Here is an 18461-nt window from a genome sequence, read left to right as displayed (position 1 = left end):
CGCCCTTTTTTACACCGCAATATTCACCTTTGAGATTAGGAGTTCTACTCCGCTGATTTATTCAAATAAAAACTGCTTGCCTCCAACATTTCTTCAATCGTGGAACTGTTCAAAACTCGTGATAATGCTTCGATACATCTCGTCTCAATTTTTGTCGTTACCTTCCTGATATTGCCGTCACCCACATTGGCATAGCTACGATCCATAACCCGGCGAACCCAGTAAACTTGTAAAGCATCACAAGTATGACGGTCGTTTTTCAATGCGGCCTGAACACGAATCTTTCCTTTGCGGTATCCTTTTCCACCTTCAAATCCATGAAAGGCATAATCGAATATCTCATTGCTGCTGTCCAAAAGAATACTCTGTAAGCATGAAATAATCAGCAGTTCAGTAACATCCTCCATCACATTGTAAATCCCCAGAGGATCAGCAAGTTTGCAAAAGTCAAGGAATCTAAGCACCTTATCTTTGTTGTTCCGTATCTTCCTCCGTTCCTCTTTGCTCGTCTCATCCTTTAGATAGACATATTTTGCAATCTGCTGGATATTTTCGGGTTCAAAAAATTTCTCTATGTCCTCAGTGCTCATTTTTCTGAATTGAAATTCTTCCATTTCCTTCATATATTCCACAGGAACGGGATAATCGGCACCGGAGCTTATTTTGAAAATTTTCAGTATATCGTATAGCTGTCCGAGATATTCGTTTTGTGTGAGCCGTAAGTAAAATGCTTCCAGAGGGGTTAAGGGAGTAAACTTGCAGTCCACAGGTTTCTGATAAACAAAAATCGCTTGCATATGAGACATTATCGATTCTATATCCTTGGAGCAGTCTCCTCCGGTAGCAAGCACAAGAGCAACATCGTGACATAGCGAATTGATGTAGTCTCCCCATGTGTTTACGACAAAGGACACAGCCTGTTTAATGTTGCTTTTTCGGGTCAATGAAAGTTCTTTTTCGACCTCATGCTTCACAAATTTGACGTACTTTCCGTTACTTGTTTCCCATCCCAAGAACGAATTATCAATGTTTTCCATGGATGGTCTGCCAAGCAACTGTAAAATATTCATATGGGGAAATGTTCTCTTTTTCAACATATGAACGAAAAAGAGAAGTTTGGCTCTCTCACGCCGGTTTTGAACATCATCATAATCGTAGGCATCCAAATCAAAATTCAGATAATCTTTTAATTGCTGAATATATCCACTGTCTTTTCGGACAAAGGTACGGACTAACTCTGGTATTTCATCTTCTATTGTGGCCTGTAGTTTACTTAGAGCATCTACGTCACGTTCCTCTTTTGATTTTTCCAGTTTAGCTATTTTTTCTTTATACCCTGGGGTGATTATTTGAAGAATCTCACGAGCCACAACCTCATCGTTACATTCTTCTTCATTCAGTTCATAGGGATTTCCCATACTGTAGATACTTTCATATAAATCATATCTATTATGATCGTCCAGCAGGAAGTGTTCTATGTATTCGTCTAAGGCCATGCTGCTGTTTCCGTCTGAACAAATCAAGGCACCAGCTAAACACTTATACCCATCAGACTGTCTGTAATCTTCACAAAAAATATCAATACCATGTTTCAAAAGTAGTCCAATAGGATTCGTGTCTGAAACTTCAGACAGAGCTTCTTCATCAGTCAGCTCTCTTTTGATGATCGCTGGAATCTTTACCGATTGTAATTGCAGTATTCTCTTTAACTTCCTTGCAGCAGCAACTCGATAGTGTCCATCAAGAATTTCATATTGGTCATCAGTAGTATGACGGACAATGATCGGACTAATTATTTTAATGCCAGTAGCTTTTCCTTCCACAACCTGTCCATCAATAATGTCGATGGGATCACACTCGCTGATTTCATCAACCATCTCCTCCAGTCGTTGCCCCTGAAACCAACTGAACGGATAGTGAGCAAATGGAACGAGTTTCTCAAGGTCAATCTCAACCTGATTCTCATGTGAAGGAATCGGAGCAAATGAACCCATAGGAGTACTCCTTCTTTTTTCCTGTATTATAGCAATTCTCCTCTCGTCTTTCAACTCGAAGTTCTGATTACAGACTTATATAGTTGATCTTAAGGAGTGTGCTGGCCCTGGGGGTTCACTTACGCATTGAAGATAAATTGTCCTCTCGAGAAAGGATTTTCAGAGCTTTAAATGTCAATTATAATTGCTTCATGAGAGAATAAGTACCCTTAAGGTTTGAGCCTATTCATGATGTGTTCGACATGGTAGAGGAAGGGCTGGCCGACATAGCAATATATCTTTGCGGGAGATTTTGGGTCAAACGATTTCAAATTATCCCGCAAATTATTACACCTACTTTGCGGCAGCTTGTTGGGCGCAAAATCTGCCGCAAAGATAAATAAACAACGAAGCCAGCCCTTCCTCTTTCATTCTAATGAGATATTTCTTTTGTCTTTCCCTACCCTTCGATAAAACGTGGTCTTACTCATTTTCAATGTTCGCATGGCCCCGACTGCGGTAATCTCACCACGTTGCCACTGGCTGACCACCCTATCGAAATCTGGGGATTCTTTTGGTTTCCGTCCGGTATATTTGCCCTGTTCCTTAGCAATGGCGATCCCTTCCCGTTGACGCTGCAAGATATACTCCCGTTCCAATTCTGCCACAGCACCAAAAATGGTCAGCATGAATTTTCCTGTAGGAGTTGTGGTGTCGATGGCTTCTTTCTTGCTGACAAATTCAACTCCCTTGGTAGTTAATCGCTCCACCAAATCCAGCAGGTCCCGGGTGTTCCGTGCAAACCGGCTGATGGATTCTACGATCACCGTATCTCCTCGACGAACATACTCCATCATTTTTTGTAGCTCCGGTCGGTTGGCATTTTTGCCGCTCATGCGGTCGATGTAAACTTCATCCACACCTAGCTCTTGCATAAGAACTTCCTGTCGGATGGTGTTCTGATCTTGGGTACTCACTCTGATATAGCCGATCTTCACTCTCTATCATCCCCTGATAAAAGATAAGTTTAAGCAAAAGTCCCATTAGAGTCGGTCTCAAATCTGGAACGTACCAGAACCCGAAAAGCCAACTCTAATAGGACGCTTTTTCATAGTGCCGTTTGAGTGTACCTGAATGGGACTATTTGGATGCGTCATCAGTAGCAGGTATGGCCTCAAATTCTACATCAACGAAGTCCTCAGAACCGAGGATGTATTTGCTGTCGTGCCAGCCGTCGGAAACCATCTGCTTTGCCTCCTGGCAATCGTCTGCCTCTACCTCCACCGTCCGCTTCAATCTCTCGGTGATCGTCACTTTGAAATTCCGTTTACTCATTAGACTCCTCCTTCCGAATACCATACACATCGTCAACGAAATAGGCTCCTGTGAAGCAGTTAAAAATCGCCGTACAGCGGACGCCATTGACCTCGGCCAGATACAGGTTGTCGCCAATCTGCCGGATGATCTCCGCCTCACCCATCACATGACGGTCATGCTCATGATCCTTCAAGCTGTGAATATAGGCCCTCACTTTCATTCTGTACATCCCTCCAACGGCAGGCAGACAATGTGCCCATCCATACCCCAAAATATCTCGGGAGTGTAGAATCTCTTCCGATACCGTTCGATCTGCCCGGTGGTCAAACTGGTGAAGCAGTCGCTGTCCATAGGAGCCCCACACAGGAAGAACGTCCCGAATACGATATCGTACATTTGGTCGTTTTCATCCCGCAAGCCTCGGTTCATAGGCAGGTTCAAAATCTTTCCCTCGTCATTGCAGACCAGAGCAACAGGATCATCGAACGGATAAATAACCTGAATCAGTCCGCCTACGATCTCCTGCATGGCTTCCAGAGTATCATTGATTTCCCGTACTTCCGGCCTGCACTCCGGCTCTACAACTAAAATGCGCATCTGTTTTCCTCCCAAAAGCAAATGACCAGGCATCCCCGCGATCAAGCAGGGACACCGGGTATAGTGGTATATCTCAGCTTGCTTCCGCCAACTCCGGCGCCAGCTCGGCAGCGTTCACAATCTCCATGAACTGCCGGGCATATGCCTTGGCGTTGGCGGCTTCTTCCGGACCGAGAGTGCCGGTCGCCTCAAAGTGAAAGAGAGCATAAGGCTTCCCCTGTTTGCTGGTGGCCTTCTCCAAAGTAATCTTTGTCACCACACTGTTGATCGGCGTCAAGGTACTCAGCAGTCGTGTGGAATATTTCAGAAACCTTGGCTTGCTGGTCACAGGGACACGAACCAGAAGCGGGATAACACTGCCCGGCCGCAGCAGAAAGAGCAGCACCGACTCCTTGCACGCCTTGGCATTGCTGTCCCCATCTTTGGAGCCGAAGTCATTAAATGGGCAGAGGGCGCAGGCCTTCCCGTCGTGGGAGATAATACTGTTCCGACTCATGCAGACAGGGGGCGTACCTTCGACCGGATCAGGGGTATCCCAATAGGCCCGGGGCGTGGTGTAGTCTAAAATGATTCCCGTCAGCTCCTTCTCAGCCTCGTCTCCGGCTAGTCCCGGCACAGAAAACACCGTGGAGCCACCGGAGGGCGACTTCACGATATCGAACAGATCGAGGGTCAGCGGCTGGCTTTTCAAATTGGCACGGATCAGGTCAAGGGCGTTGCTGGTCAGAGCGATGTAGCTAGAATCGCTCGGAGCCAGTGAGATATCAGCGGCAGGAGCAACGGTAATATTCGGCTCCCCAGTGGGCTTCTGTAACTCCTGCACCTTATCGCCTAAACGACTTTTCAATTTCGTGGTATCCATTGTTCATTCTCCTGTTTACACGGCCGCTTTGACAGAGAAGCGGCGGTATGACGTTTGATTTACATATTTCTTATACAGAACGGGATGCTCGGCTCTCAGAGTCTTGCTGTCCAGCCGTTCCTGGGACACACTCTTCCAGGTGATAATCCGATCACCGGCAGTGCCTACCTCATTCTCTCCTATCATCTCCTTCAGCAGATTCTCGGCCTTTTGCTTTCGCTCGGTGACGGCTTCCAACTCCTCGCAGGCTTCATCGTATTGAGCTAGCAGTTCATCAGCAGTCTCGGGCAGGATGATGTGGGACTTAGGTCTGCTGTTGGGGAACCGTTCGGCCAGGAATTTAGCAGAGGCATCGGAGCCATCCAGCGGCGGAGGCGTACCATCCTGCACATGGTTCCAGAAATCGGTCTCAAGCTGAATGAGCATAGAAATCAACTCCTCATCGCGCTCGATGAATTTCCACTTGAACGTATTGCCACCAATGAGAACGGCGATATAGGCCCCGGCATAGCCAGTAACAGCCATGTAATGGGCCAACTGGAGTGCGTACTCGTCCGGGATGGCATCCTCCCACTCGCCGACTTTGTAAGCCGAAGCCGTCTTAGCCTCAAAGATGCAGGGGCCAACATCCGGGACTTCACAGATACCGTCCAGATTCGCGAGCATGAAGGGGTGTTCCTCGCTCTGAAGCAGTTCGTTTCTGCGGCTGACCTCGATGCCCGTGCGTTTGGTGAACTCGGCCCGGACGAAAGGTTCCAGCTGCGTCCCCCAATAGGCGGCTTCCCCGGCCTCCTGATGAGGAAGCTGGCCTGTCTTTTCCATCCACAGCTCGACAGGGGACTTGTACCGGTTGATACCGCAGACCACGGATGCATCCGAGCCGCCGATTCCCTGCTTACGATATTCCAGCCAATCTTCATAGGGCATATTTTCCGTGGAAACTAAGATTTTTACCGACATTTCATAACCTCCTTTACGCAGCCGCCAGCGCCATCTTGTAGGCTTTATCAATCATCGGGTTACCCTCAACGGTACGCAGGAACAGGTTCTCGTTGTAGTTTTTCGTCCTGCGGATGGGATCGGCATGGGTGGCAAAGTCGCTGACGGCGTTGACAAAACGGTAGGCATTCTTCGCCACATGGGAGAGATCGGGAGCCTCCCAGTACCGCCGCTTCATATCCCCCAGCAGCCGGAGATTGTTCTTGCGCTGCACTTCGGGCAGGTCGAGCGAGACAGGGAAGAACTCCTGCATGAACTCCATGACCTTCTTATCGGTCAGCCTGATTTTCGACAAGGCATCAATGCCCCGGCCCAGCTCAACCATGTACCTCTCGGCCAATCCCAAAGTCTCCTCGGCCTCATGAACACGGCTCATGACGTTCTCGGTGTGTTTGGCCGTCCAGATACGCTTGGCGCTGTCCAAAGCAAGGTTGAGGGTGTTCTGGCAGACCACCCGAATGGGGGTCATGGCTACCTTGATACCGCTGCTGCCGTCGTGGGAGTTCATGACCACCAGATAGGGCGCGATTTCATCCCCGGCGATGATGTAACGGTGCGGTATCCGGGCCAGCATCCAGACTTTTTTGCCTCCCTGCAAAGCTCCGGCAGTCTCATAGGTCACGCCCTTGCCCAACAGGTCGTCGGTGAATTGGAAAGCCTCCTCGTTTTGCACCACCTTGTACCGGTCGGACACGATGCCCAGGGCGGCGTTGTCGGTGCTGCGGGTGTTGATCTTATACCCAGCGATCAGGGAGCCGTTTTCGGTGTAGACATCCTTCTGGATAACCTCCCAATCCAGACCGGCGAGCACAAGGGCGTCAATGGACGTGGGAGCAGTCCCGACACGGATACCCAGGCCATGCCAGGGCTTTTCGCGGAGATAGAACATCGTTTCAACGTTTGCAGACATCACTTTTACCTCCTGAATTTGATTTGGATATTTGAATTTTTTCTGCGCCGAGATAGATAAACAGAGGGCCTCCCGTATAAGGAGGCCCTCTGTTTATGCCGGTTATGCGGTTTTCTAGGCCGCATCCGGCGACCTGTCCATTTCGCTGAGAGCCTTTGCCATGGCAAGCAAGGCGGTAAGGACAATCAGCACCACTTCAAGGGTTCTGCGGTAGGACAATTTTGCACCCCCATTCCTTTTTTTGATCTAAGGATAGAATATATCGTTAAAACAGCGAGCCATACGATATGCAGTTCCTATATTCCATAAGATTTTATAAAGGACAGGGACGCTAATACCAAGCTATCATGATTGCTATCTGCTATCTTGAATATTTTTTTGACGGCTCTTTTTTGAACTGCTCATAGGTTTTATAACCGTTCACCTTGCACTGAGGGCAGGGATTGATTACTGTTTGTACCAGCCCCAGCTTATACGGGCATTGATTGCAGGGCGGCTTGAATTGTTGAAGCAGCTTTTTTTGTTCCATTAGGAGTACCTCCGGTATTTATCGTGCGGCACCAGGCAAACCGGGCTTTGCCGGTGTCCGAATCATAGGGGTACAGGCTTAGGGTGGTAATTCCTTCGGTGGGATCAAACTTATTTTCCATGGCTGGGATGCAAAGAACCGGTAAACACGGCAGAAAGTTTCCGGTGCTTGAAAATTGTATGTTTTGCGTACATCATGATCGTCTCCTCAATCATTCGTAGAAACAGCAAAGAGGACGACCGAAGCCGCCCTCTTTGCCATATCCTATCAGTTATCCGTTAGTTTCCGACTCTGGTATATATCCGGCTACTGTCAGAAAGAAAGACTACAAGCGAATCACCCTCCACGGTATAATCAAAGTATGTGCTGTCCAACAGGGTATAGCTTAATGCACCGGCGCCGTCATCCGTTGTATCAGCGGCCCAGGTAAGCGGGTATTTTTCGCTCTCCATTCCGGTGCCGTCTTCGTTAAACCGGTAGGACCAGCGTGAATTGGACGCACTGGTCCACGTTCCGACAATCCCGTCACCGGTTGATCCGGATGTACGCTGGTACCCAAGCGACCAGTTATTGGAATCCGGGAAGGTGATAATTGCCCTTTCACCTCCATCCGGTAATTCGGAAATTTCGTATGTGATATTTTGGTCAAAGTATGCGGAACAAGTCACCCTGCCGTTAAAGGCTTCCCAACATATCCGCTCCGGTTTTCCGGCGCTCATACTCCAGCATTTGAAATCGCAGGAGCTGATAACCCCGCTGCCATCAAATTCAAGCGTCCCGCCGTCATATGACCTCCACCTGCCGACCAGCGCGGGATCCAAATTGGCATAACCTCCGTCATTGCCTTCGTCGCCCAGATAGGCGTCGTTATTAACCGGCTCATCGGTATCGATTTTGGAGACCTCAATGATGTCGGCAATGTAGTCGTCCGTAGAAATGTAGAAGGTATATGAGAGGTCGCCGATACTCCATTGATATCCCGCTTCTCCGAGACTGTAGTAATCATCACCAAGTATGCCGACGAGATCGTCAAAATACAGGTTAAGGCTCTGGCCGTTTAAAGTGAATTTTTCTGCGGGGGCGTCAAGGCAAAATACACTGCCATCCTCGGACATGATGAAACATAGCTGATCCGATACATATTCGATTCTATCAGTATCATAGTAAACATCCGCTTCATGAATGTCAGGTTCTCCAAAGGCCGCGATGATACCCTCTGCGGTCATATCCATCATGGTATCAACCGGAACACTTTTACAGAGCAGTTTACCGGCGGTATCGTCAACATCCGTCTTGACTTCCGAATCCGTCTTGGCCTCTGAAGATTGCTGCTGGGAGTTGATATATTCTTCATCTTTTGCTGCCTGTTCGCCTCTTTTTGCTAGATTACCGGCATTTACCGCAATCAGTATCACAATGAGAGCGAAGACCGCACCCAGAATAATCAACAGCTTTTTCGGTTTCTTTTTCTTTGGAACGGCCGCAGAAGGCTTGCCGGCCGGTTGCGTCGGACTTACCGGGTTGGGTGTTGCCGACTGTGCAGAAGCATCTGCGATCAGCTTCGTTCCGCATTTTTGGCAGAACCCGGCACCGTCCAATGCCTTTGTGCCACATTTCGGACAGAACATCTTATCTTCCCCTTTAGTTTCTTTGATAGTGATTGAAGTAATACTCCATGGCCACCTGCAATATGGGGGCCGCTTTCACGACGCATTTATACTTCTGAAACCCCATATCGTGCGATAAGAAGGAGGCCCCTTCAAGCCGGTTTTCCGCATCCGTGAAATATTCCTTTTTCCCGGAATCACGGTCTGTGGGGTCGGCCCGGATGATAAGAACGGCCATACGCCGTTGCTCCTCTCCGAAGGGCGTGCAGATACCGATCTCCTGCGTGCTTGCCCGGATGGCATCCGCTGCCGCCTCCTGTACGGCTCCGCGTACGCTGAGAGCCTCCCGTTTTATGTATCCCCACTCATGGAAATAGGGTTGCAGATAGCTCAGGTGCGTGATCATAAACCGGATGAGGTCGTCGGTGTCGATTTCGCCCTCCATCTTCCCCTGATACCGAAAGGCGCACCGTCCCTTCTTTACCCCGCATATGACGCGGGCCGCAGCATATCCGAGGAGCAGGAAGAACAGCAGGAGGATGGGGTTCAGGGTTATGAGCCCTAATAGGGCGGCAACCCCAAGGCATATCCACAGGAACCGGAGGGATACCTTGCTTCCCAGCAGCTCTTCTGCCGATTGGAAGTCGGTAACCTTTTGGATGTGGTTATCGACAAACGCTTTGAAGCCGCTGTTGTCAGCTTCCGGAAGGGTGGTTTGGATGGGGGAATCGGGTGTTTGTTTTAGATTGGATACCGCCGATGTGTTATCTGTACGAATAACCTTTGTGCCGCATTGGTGACAGAAGCCTGCACCTTCGGCTATTTGCGCTCCGCATTTGTGACAGAACATGATTTGTCTCCTCCTTGTTAATTTAGGCTGTCACCTGTAATAGATCAATCCCTCATAATGGATTACTCAGATTCCCCTTCACTTTCATCTTCTTCTCTCCGTTTACGGAGTATGGTTTCAATAAACTTGACAGTATATCCGGCGGCCCGGGCAATCTTGGCCCGTTCACGCCGGTCTGTTGTTTGCTTTGCCAAATCCGCTACAAACTCCGGGCGATAGAGCCGCATAGGGCAGTCGATCTTGTCTCCACGGAAGTATTTGAACAGCTTGAGCATACCCTCACGGCCTATCAGTTCAAAAAGTTCCAGATAGATGTCATTTAGGGCCTCACCTTCGTTTCCGTCAACTCCAAAGGCTTCATAAACAACATCCTCATTCAGATTGTCCAAGTCGATGTTCATCACAGGCTGACCTCCTCCTAAACAAAGTTACCCGGAACACAGTTTACCAGCACCTCACGTCCAAAATCCAGTCGATAAAAGATTCTTTTCAAGGGCCTTTATATTCCCCTTTTAAAGAATCTTTTTACGGGTCGTTAAAAGGTTGATGGTGGTGTTTTAAAATTGAATATTCGATTTTTTGGATGATAGATTCCATTGTTATGTACGTTTCTCACAGCTCCTTCCCCGACAAAATGAAATCCCCGTGCCGTAAGCGGCACAGGGATTCTTGTGGTGTCATCAGAAGAATATATAGTTGGAGGTATGGCTTATACGTTTTCACCATCGTTTTCTTTAAAAGCGTGCGTGTTAAGAATCACAGTTTGCCGTCCTGCTTTCAAGGAACGGGGTATGGCCCAGGAGCAGCTTGAGGAAACGACAAATGTCGCCTTGAACGCAATCTCACGGGTTGCCCCCATACCCGATTTGCCGGACAGAAAAATATTCTGTATAATGGAAAAGGAAGGGGTAAAGATCATGACAACAAAAGAACGAAAACGTCAGACACCGCAACGCTAAGATGATGCGTTTAAGGCTGGGGCAGTGCGGATGGTCGCTGTCTCAAACCTCCCTATTCTCCTGAACTCTCAACCCTACTGAGCACTTCTGGGCCTGGCTTAAACGCCAGCTTCGTAGAGATCTTCCCGTTTCTCCTTCCTTCGACGACGCTTTGTTTGATGCTTTTCAACTTCTTTGACTATACCCCGGCACCGCCGCCCGGTTAGAGACTTGGCGGCACTCGGTGCATATCAGGCGGCGCGCCTCATACGCGCCTATCCCCATCGCCTTTTGGAGCTGCGCGGTCATCGCGGTCGTAACCGCCGCCTCGATCTGGTTGACATTTAAGGTGTCAAAGTTTTGCCCAAACCCGGCATACTGCTGTTGGTCATAGATTGCGCGGCAGCAGCCCTCCTCAAAGATTTCGGATAGACTTTTGTGCAGCTCCTATGCATATTCACCGTAAAGCTCGGACGCCAGCAGGTTGAGCTGCTGGATCAACAGTATCTGACCGGCGTCCTGGCCGACCTGTTGGATCTGGTCGAAGGCAGCGGACCCATGAACCATGCCTTTGACCTCAAAGGGGAATATGCGAAGAAGGCGGGAGCATGACGGTCACAGAGGCAGGGAAAAAGAGATAGGATCGTTCGTTTTCCCGGCAGAAAGGTCCAGAGCGCACATCCGCTCTGGACCTTTCTTGTTTGTGTTTGAGAACCTGCGATCAAACCGGCTTTCCGGCATACCGACGGCGACAACAAGCGAGCGGGATGGTTCTTAAACCCCGACAAGCGGTTTGCGCTTTGCCAGCATATGCTGAAGCAGAACGATCGATACGGTTACAACCAGTCCGACCACATCGCTGATCGGCTCGCTGCTAATTAACAGAAGGGCGGCAGCGCCGGAAAGCACACGCACCGGAATGGGAACCTTGGTGAATAGGAATCCCTCAGCGGCCACACTGATCAGCGCCACGCCGATCACTGAGGTGAGCAGAATCCAAGCGCCACTGAAGAGGTTGACATCGTAGAGCAGCAGACCCTGGTTGTAGATGAACATATAAGGGACGATGAAACCCGCGATTGCCAGCTTGACCGATACCCAGCCGGTTTTCATAGGATTGCCGCCGGAGATGCCTGCCGCAGCGAAGGAGGCCAGCGCCACAGGAGGGGTCAGGTTGGCAAACATGGCGAAGTAGAAACAGAACATGTGGGCCGCCAGATCGGGCACACCCAGCTGAATCAGGGCAGGGGCGGCGATGGTTGCAGTGATGAGGTAGGAGGGGATTGAGGGCAGGCCCATGCCCAGGATCATGCAGGTGACCATGGTAAACAGCAGGGTCAGGAACAGGCTCAGGGCAGGGATGGCGGGGAACGCGTTCCGTCCGATGCTGATAATTGCGCTGGCGATGTTCAGGGCGAAACCGGTCTGAGAGCAGACACCGACGATGATCCCCACGCAAGCACAGCTGATGGCGACCGAAACGGTGGACCGGGCAGCCTGGGCAAAGGCGTCATAGATATCCTTCAGGCTCATACGGCTGACAGGTCTCAGCTCCGCCACGGCGATCGTAATGATGATGCTCCAGAAGGCGATTTTCAGCACGGTCCAACCGGAAGCGAACATCATAATGACCAGGAAAGCGATCGGAATAATCAGATGTCCCCGCTCCTTCAGGACGGTACTGATTTTCGGAAGCTGGTCCTTAGGCAGGCCATACATCTTTTCTTTATTGGCCCGAAGCTGCACCTGGAACAGAATACCGGAGTAGTAGACGATCGCAGGTATGATGGCAGCGGTAACAATTATCGCGTATTTTACGCCCAGTGTCTCCGCCATAACGAAGGCAGCGGCGCCCATGATGGGCGGCATCAGCTGTCCACCGACCGAAGCGGTGGCAACGACCGCCCCGGCGAATTCGTCCGAGTAGTTGTTTTTCTTCATCAAGGGGATGGTAAAGGAACCAGTGGTGACCACTACGGCCACGGCAGCACCGTTGATCATGCCCAACAGGCCGGAGGCAATGACGCCTACCTTAGCGGGGCCACCCTTGGTGCCGCCGGCAATCGAGCTGGCCAGATCATTGAACAGCTGCCCCATACCACACTTGTTCATTACCTCACCAAAGATGATAAACATAACGATATAGGTGGCGGACACCTTGATGGATGAGCCGTAAATACCATAAATGTCGGTTGTCAGATATTTGATGATCGAAACCCAGTCATAGCCCCGGTGGCGGAACAGGCCGGGAATATAGCGTCCAAAGATGCCATAAAGCAGGAAGATGACACACAGAATGGGTAGCGCCATGCCGCTGATACGGCGGGTGGCCTCCAGCACCAGGATCACCAGCAGCGTGCCCATGATGACGTCCAGCGTGGAGGGCTTGAACCCGGTGGAGATAAACGCATTATACCGGATAAAGACATAGATCGGTTCCGCAATGGCGATGGCGGTGAAGAGATAGTCATACCACGCGATCCGTTTCCGAGACGCCTTTTCCCAAGCGGGATAGAGCACAAAGCTGAGGATCAGGATCAGGCCCACATGAATGGCGTGATGCTTAAAGTTCACCATCTGCATCATGCGGATGCCGGAAGCATAGGCCAGATGGTAGATTGTAAACAGAAAACAGAACAAGGACAAGGCCTTGTTCAGGACGGGGGAGCTGAATTTTCGGGTACGGGCGGCCTTTTCATGTTTTTCCAGAAGGGCCTCCTGTTTGGCGGCTTCTTCCGATGTCAATTCCTGATGGAATACGTTTGTTTCTTCAGCCAAAGTGAAACAGCCTCCTTTGCGTTAAAATTTCGCAGGTGACAAAGCTGTGATGGGGAATTTCCGAGAATTCCAGAACAGGTTGTCCGTTGAGCAGTAGCTCTTTCATGTTGATTTGGGAGGTCACCCACTGGAATCTGAGGAAGACAGAGTTGATCTCGTCCATGTGGACCAGACCGTCCTCCCCCAAATAGGTGGGGACATCCATTTCCGCAGGGATGCCAGCACCGTAACCGCCCACTTCAATCCGTTTGAGCAGGAAGGTTCCGTCCGCCTGAACCTGATAATATTCATTCCAGGGGATGTGCTCAAACGAGTGGGTCAAGGTTACGGACACCTCGTCTCCGGGCCGGACCGTCCGGGTGAGGATCACTTCGCCGGTCTTCTGATAAGACACCCGTAGCACCAGAACCGGAGAGAGCATCGCGGCGAGCAGAGCGGCCGCCATCAAAAGGACGGCCGCTCTATACCGTCGCAAAGGCTGCATTATTTGGTAAAGCCGTGATCTGCCCACCATTTTTCAGCCCCGGGATGCAGCGGAAGCTGCAGGTCGCTGATGCCCACATCCAGAGAGATGTTTTTGTTGGCCGCGTTGTGGGAAGCCTGAATGGTAGCGATATTCTCAAAAATGCCGTTGAGCATATCGTAGACCATGGCATCGGACAGGTCGTTCCGCACCAGCATAATGTTGTATACGAAGACGCTCTGGACGTCCTCTTTGTTGTTGTAAGTATCGGCAGGGATGGTAGTAGCGGCATAGAAGGGGTACTGGGCAATCAGTTTGTCGCGGCCGTCGCCGTCGATCGGAACAATGACCATATCATAGCTGGTAGCCAGCTCGGTGACGGTGGCGTTAGGAAGTCCGGAGGTGACAAACACCGCGTCGCACTGGCCGTTCTTCATGTTGTCGATCGCTTCACCGTAGGCCAGATAGTCAACGGTGCAGTCGTCATAGCTCATTCCGTATGCCTCGAAGATCATGCGGGCGTTCAGTTCCACGCCCGAGTTCGCCGCACCTACACCCACACGCTTGCCTTTCAGGTCCTCTACCGATTTAATGCCGGTATTGGCAGTGGTGACCAGCTGTACATAGTTGGGCCAGAGGCGCATCAGAGCGCACAGGTTGCTGGCAGGCTCTTTGCCCTCATAAGCGCCGAAGCCCTCGTAGGCCTGCATCACCGAGTCTTGCATCGCGATCGCGATCTCGGCGCCGCTCTCCTGGATCAGCTGGATGTTTTCGCCGGAAGCCGCGGTGGCCTGGGCGCTGGTGGTATATCCCCAATCACTGAGCGCGGTAGCGAAAGCGCCGCCGATGGGGAAATAGATGCCGGAGGTGGGGCCGGTGGCCACGGTGACAAACTCTTTGGCCCGTTCTGCTTCGGTCAGACCGCCTTCGGCAGCGGCTCCTTCGGTGCTACCGGAAGCATCGGACTGGCTGCTGGCAGCTCCGGGGTCAGCGGGTTGAGCGCTTGGGCTGCTCCCACAGGAGATCAGAGCAAACGCCATACACAGGGCAAGTGCCAGTGCCATCAGTCGTTTCATGTGCCTCATAGAATACCGTCTCCTTTTTACTCATTTTCACTTGGGTCGGATTTCGGATCCGCAATCTTCCGGGACAGCATCAGGCAATCCACGGATTTGTTTAATATCACCAATCAAATCCAACCTATAGTACGATTTTATGGCAAAAAAATTTTTCGTCAATAGGATTGGCTTATCCTGTGCCGTAGAAGGAATGAATCGCTGTATTTCAGGAATAAACAGCGGAGGACGTCTGATCCCGGCAAAAAATGAGAGAAAAAAGTTCTTGATTTTCAGAAAAAACAGTGTTACCCTGTGCAAAAAGAGAAAAACCGCAAGGGGGAAAAGCGATGAAAAATGAGCTTTTGGAATACCTGCTGGTCAATGTCAGCCTTCTGGTCCTGGTAGCGGCTGTTTTGATCGAGCTGGGTCCCCTGCGGCAGCTGCTCAAAAAACAGAACAAATCCCTGTCAGAGCAGCTCTGCCTGGGTCTGATTTTTGGTGCGCTGTCTGTCAGCAGCACCTATACCGGGTTGGGGCTTCAGGGTGCGGTGGTCAACACCCGGGTGATCAGCACCCTGGCTGCGGGTCTGGTGGGCGGGACGATCCCCGGACTGTGTGCCGGCCTGCTGGGAGGTATCCACCGCATCTTTTATGACCCGTCCAGCTTTACCTCCCTGGCCTGCGGCATCGGTACCTTCTGCTTTGGCCTGATCGGGGCAGCAGCCTGCCATCGGCTGCCCCGGAAAAAGCATCGAAACCTGATTTTGGCCGCCTTGGTTGTTTTGGCCGAGCTGCTCCAGTCGGCGTTGATTCTGCTGATATCAAAACCCTTTTCCGCTGCGGTCGATCTGGAAAAGGTCATCCTGTTTCCTAAAATTGTAGTCAATTCTCTGGGGCTTGTCCTGTTTATGGGGCTGCTGGGCCGCTTGAACCGTAGCGTGGCCATCGAGTTGGCGGAGCAGCAGTATCTGGCGCTTTTTATCGCCCAGAAGTGCCTTCCCTTTCTCCGGGAGGGGATGGAGAACCGTACTGCAATGCAGAAAGCGGTGGACACGGTGCAGGAGATACTGACGGAGTTTCAGGTGGCGCTCACCAGTTTGGAACAGGTGGTGGCGGTCAGCGGCATGTGGTTGGACGATGCCCCTCTGCTTCCTCCTGCCCGACGAGCCATTGAAGAGGGGAAACTGGTGGTGGAACGGGGCGGCTGTGAGACCTGCGGCCCGGATTGGGCGGTGATCGCCGCCCCTCTGGCCTGGCGGGGGGAGATCATGGGGACGCTCATTCTCTGTGTCCCCCAAGGGCCAAACCTGATCCTGGAAGCAGACTGCCGCATCGCGGAAGGTTTGGCGCAGATGTTTTCCTCCATGCTGGAGCTGGGAGAATTCCAGCTCCAGATCCAGCTTCGCCAGCAGGCCGAGCTGCGGGCCCTGCAATCGCAGATCGACCCGCATTTCCTCTTCAACGCCCTGAGCACCATCTCCGCTCTGTGCAGTACCAGCCCAAAGCGGGCTCAGGAGACGATCCTGACGCTGGCCAGCTATTTCCGGCAGTCCCTCACGGTCAACGAGCCGTTTGTCACCCTGGAGCAGGAGTTGTCCAATGTGCGGAACTACCTGTACATTACCGAAGCCCGTTTTGAGGGAGCAATCCATGTCGTGTGGGAGCTGCCCGACGCGCTTCCGATGCTCTATCTGCCGCCTTTGATTCTCCAGCCGATCGTGGAAAATGCGATACGGCATGGCAAGACCGCAGTAGAGGAGCGGCATGTCGAGATTGCCATCCACCAGGCCGACAGGCGGGTCGACATCCGGATTGCAGACCAGGGCCATGGGTTTCCGCCGGAGATCATCGAACGCCTCCACGATCCCAACGATGCCGGCTATAGCGGGCTGTTCAACGTGCAGAAACGCTTGCGAAGTGTCTACGGTAGCCAATACGTTCTTTCGGTAGACAGCTCGGAGCAAGGCTCTGCCGTATCCCTTTCCCTCCCGCTCACACCACCCGGAGGCCTGCGGCCCAGACCAGAAAGGAGTGAATCCTATGCGTATCGCAGTCGTTGACGACGAGAAGAATTCCCGGCAGGAGTTGATCCGCCTGATCCGTGAGATAGCCCCCCAGTCAGAGGTGTATGAGGCCGGAAACGGGGTGCAGGCGATGCAGCTGCTGGAGAAAAAGACCTTCGATTTTCTGTTCATTGACATCCGTCTGGGCGATATGGAGGGGACTACAGTGGCCTCTCTGGCCCGGCGGTTGATGCCAAACGCAAAGATCATCTTTGCGACCGCTTATTCTGAGTATGCCGTCACCGCGTTTGAGCTTCAGGCCAATGACTATATCCTCAAGCCTTACGATCCTGCCCGCATCCGGCAGATTCTCAGCCAAGTCAGCTCCCGTTTTCCGGAACTGGAGGAGGAGCTTCGCATCGCTATCAGCAGCAACCAGAGGCATACGCTCCTGCTGGATCTGAACGAGATCACCTATATCGAGTCCCACGGCTCCGGGAAGCGGTGCATCATTCACACCCTTTCGGGCGATGAGTACAGCGACAATACCGCCCTGGGCGTCTATGAGGAACGCCTGCGCAATCGGAGGTTTTACCGGATTCACAAGACCTGCTTGGTCCATTTGAAATACGTCCAGGATATTTTCCCCTGGAGCGGGAGCGATTTTGCCCTCCGGGTTCGGGGCTCGGCTGCCGAGCTACCGATTGGCCGGGACAGGCTTAAGGGCCTGCGGGCGAATCTGCATATTTGAAGCGCAACTGAACACTTTCTACCCTCTGGCTGCATAGCCATATTGACGGTACAAGTACGTATCCATCCCACATTCATCCACATAAGCGATTTTTAAGATGGGATAGGCGCTGATTTCTTCCTGATACGCCGCTGCCTTTTTCTCGTCCTGCTCCCGGTATCTCGTTGCCTTTTTTTGCGGGTGATTTTCAGACGCTTCATAGCCAGATAAACTGCGGTTGCGCTGCACCCAAATTCTTCTGCTATCTCTTTTGGGTATGCATCCGGATGCTCTGCCACATATGCCTTTCATTTTTCCGGATCGATCTTTTTGTATCTGCGGTGTAATGGCTTCTTTTCTAGAGAGTGTCGTCAATAAATAAGGAGCCAAATAGCAATACAACGAATTTGAACAGCGGCAGCGAAAGAAGCGGCATTTTTGGCGTAGCGAGTCGCAATACCGCGCCATCTTTTGAGAAGCAGGAAAGCATTCTCAACGAGATGACGGAGCTTGTAAAGATATTTATCGTATTCCCGGAGATGTTTACGGTTTTTTCTTGGAGGAATGACTGGTATCATTCCCTCGTCAACAGCTTTGAGAATGATTGCGTCTGTATCATAGCCACGATCTGCCAGAAGGTATTGCGCCTGAAAGCCCTCAATCAGTCGCGCTGCAATTGTGCAATCCGCTGTGGTGCCGGAAGTGATAAAGAATCGCACCGGCATACCATGCGCATCCACGGCCAGATGTATCTTGGTGTTGAGTCCCCTTTTGTGCGGCCCATCGCCTGATTTCCACCCCGCGCGCCAGCAGCGTCAGGATGTACTTTGATATGGCTGGCGTCGAT

General features: G+C 51.3%; 20 protein-coding genes and 1 pseudogene. 4 read left to right on the top strand and 17 right to left on the bottom strand.

The genetic code is table 11. The annotated features are described in order from the left end of the window. Nucleotides 1-44 precede the first annotated feature (44 nt). From D5269_RS07795 to D5269_RS07740, 12 genes are all read right to left on the bottom strand, one after another. Nucleotides 45-1994, bottom strand: coding sequence for a ParB N-terminal domain-containing protein (locus D5269_RS07795; RefSeq protein ID WP_120485310.1), 1950 nt, complete (start codon nt 1992-1994; stop codon nt 45-47). 407 nt (nt 1995-2401) lie between these two features. Continuing rightward, nucleotides 2402-2971: a recombinase family protein gene (locus D5269_RS07790; RefSeq protein WP_120485309.1), complete on the bottom strand. Its 570-nt coding sequence runs from the start codon at nt 2969-2971 to the stop codon at nt 2402-2404. A gap of 142 nt (nt 2972-3113) precedes the next feature. Continuing rightward, entirely contained in the window at nt 3114-3308 is a 195-nt protein-coding gene (locus tag D5269_RS07785; RefSeq protein WP_158604942.1) for a DpnD/PcfM family protein, read from the bottom strand. After that, on the bottom strand, nt 3301-3519 hold the full coding sequence (locus D5269_RS07780; protein WP_243150738.1) for a hypothetical protein: 219 nt from the start codon (nt 3517-3519) through the stop codon (nt 3301-3303). The genes D5269_RS07785 and D5269_RS07780 overlap by 8 nt, the downstream gene beginning before the upstream one ends. Beyond that, entirely contained in the window at nt 3507-3887 is a 381-nt protein-coding gene (locus tag D5269_RS07775; protein WP_120485306.1) for a DUF3846 domain-containing protein, read from the bottom strand. The genes D5269_RS07780 and D5269_RS07775 overlap by 13 nt, the downstream gene beginning before the upstream one ends. 73 nt (nt 3888-3960) lie before the next feature. Then, nucleotides 3961-4749, bottom strand: coding sequence for a hypothetical protein (locus D5269_RS07770; protein WP_120485305.1), 789 nt, complete (start codon nt 4747-4749; stop codon nt 3961-3963). Between the two features lie 15 nt (nt 4750-4764). Beyond that, nucleotides 4765-5709: a lambda-exonuclease family protein gene (locus D5269_RS07765; protein ID WP_120485304.1), complete on the bottom strand. Its 945-nt coding sequence runs from the start codon at nt 5707-5709 to the stop codon at nt 4765-4767. A 13-nt stretch (nt 5710-5722) separates the two neighbouring features. After that, nucleotides 5723-6658: a DUF932 domain-containing protein gene (locus D5269_RS07760; RefSeq protein ID WP_120485303.1), complete on the bottom strand. Its 936-nt coding sequence runs from the start codon at nt 6656-6658 to the stop codon at nt 5723-5725. A 361-nt stretch (nt 6659-7019) separates the two neighbouring features. After that, nucleotides 7020-7187 (bottom strand): hypothetical protein, encoded by a 168-nt coding sequence (locus D5269_RS07755; protein ID WP_158604941.1) that lies wholly within the window; start codon nt 7185-7187, stop codon nt 7020-7022. 278 nt (nt 7188-7465) lie between these two features. Beyond that, nucleotides 7466-8815, bottom strand: coding sequence for a zinc ribbon domain-containing protein (locus D5269_RS07750; protein WP_120485302.1), 1350 nt, complete (start codon nt 8813-8815; stop codon nt 7466-7468). A gap of 13 nt (nt 8816-8828) precedes the next feature. Beyond that, nucleotides 8829-9644, bottom strand: a complete 816-nt coding sequence (locus D5269_RS07745; protein ID WP_120485301.1) for a zinc ribbon domain-containing protein — start codon at nt 9642-9644, stop codon at nt 8829-8831. Between the two features lie 62 nt (nt 9645-9706). Continuing rightward, nucleotides 9707-10045: a hypothetical protein gene (locus D5269_RS07740; RefSeq protein ID WP_202621361.1), complete on the bottom strand. Its 339-nt coding sequence runs from the start codon at nt 10043-10045 to the stop codon at nt 9707-9709. A gap of 303 nt (nt 10046-10348) precedes the next feature. Between D5269_RS07740 and D5269_RS07735 the strand changes: the two genes are divergently transcribed. Both D5269_RS07735 and D5269_RS07730 read left to right on the top strand, forming a co-directional pair. After that, nucleotides 10349-10603: a hypothetical protein gene (locus D5269_RS07735; protein ID WP_147407966.1), complete on the top strand. Its 255-nt coding sequence runs from the start codon at nt 10349-10351 to the stop codon at nt 10601-10603. Nucleotides 10604-11020: 417 nt separating this feature from the next. After that, entirely contained in the window at nt 11021-11194 is a 174-nt protein-coding gene (locus tag D5269_RS07730; protein ID WP_158604940.1) for a hypothetical protein, read from the top strand. Between the two features lie 162 nt (nt 11195-11356). Here D5269_RS07730 and D5269_RS07725 read toward each other — a convergent pair whose 3' ends face one another. From D5269_RS07725 to D5269_RS07715, 3 genes are read right to left on the bottom strand one after another with little or no spacing between them, the layout of a single operon-like run. After that, a complete protein-coding gene (locus D5269_RS07725) occupies nt 11357-13360 on the bottom strand; it encodes a TRAP transporter permease (protein WP_199735722.1) in 2004 nt (667 codons plus the stop codon). Continuing rightward, nucleotides 13353-13805: a DUF1850 domain-containing protein gene (locus tag D5269_RS07720; protein ID WP_243126779.1), complete on the bottom strand. Its 453-nt coding sequence runs from the start codon at nt 13803-13805 to the stop codon at nt 13353-13355. The genes D5269_RS07725 and D5269_RS07720 overlap by 8 nt, the downstream gene beginning before the upstream one ends. Before the next feature lie 38 nt (nt 13806-13843). Continuing rightward, a complete protein-coding gene (locus tag D5269_RS07715) occupies nt 13844-14908 on the bottom strand; it encodes a TAXI family TRAP transporter solute-binding subunit (protein ID WP_243126777.1) in 1065 nt (354 codons plus the stop codon). Nucleotides 14909-15228: 320 nt separating this feature from the next. On the opposite strand from D5269_RS07715, the gene D5269_RS07710 reads away from it, so the two are divergent. Together D5269_RS07710 and D5269_RS07705 are read left to right on the top strand one after the other, a co-directional pair. Then, nucleotides 15229-16941, top strand: a complete 1713-nt coding sequence (locus D5269_RS07710) for a LytS/YhcK type 5TM receptor domain-containing protein (RefSeq protein WP_120485298.1) — start codon at nt 15229-15231, stop codon at nt 16939-16941. After that, nucleotides 16922-17635: a LytTR family DNA-binding domain-containing protein gene (locus D5269_RS07705; RefSeq protein WP_120485297.1), complete on the top strand. Its 714-nt coding sequence runs from the start codon at nt 16922-16924 to the stop codon at nt 17633-17635. The genes D5269_RS07710 and D5269_RS07705 overlap by 20 nt, the downstream gene beginning before the upstream one ends. Before the next feature lie 18 nt (nt 17636-17653). Here D5269_RS07705 and D5269_RS18545 read toward each other — a convergent pair whose 3' ends face one another. Together D5269_RS18545 and D5269_RS07695 are read right to left on the bottom strand one after the other, a co-directional pair. Next, nucleotides 17654-17863: a hypothetical protein gene (locus D5269_RS18545; protein ID WP_243126775.1), complete on the bottom strand. Its 210-nt coding sequence runs from the start codon at nt 17861-17863 to the stop codon at nt 17654-17656. Nucleotides 17864-17985: 122 nt separating this feature from the next. Further along, a pseudogene (locus tag D5269_RS07695) lies at nt 17986-18461 on the bottom strand (IS5 family transposase); the annotation flags it as partial.

Source organism: Anaerotruncus sp. 1XD42-93, from assembly GCF_009917605.1.
Classification (GTDB): Bacteria; Bacillota; Clostridia; order Oscillospirales; family Ruminococcaceae; genus Anaerotruncus.
This window is presented reverse-complemented; position numbering and strand designations above follow the sequence as displayed.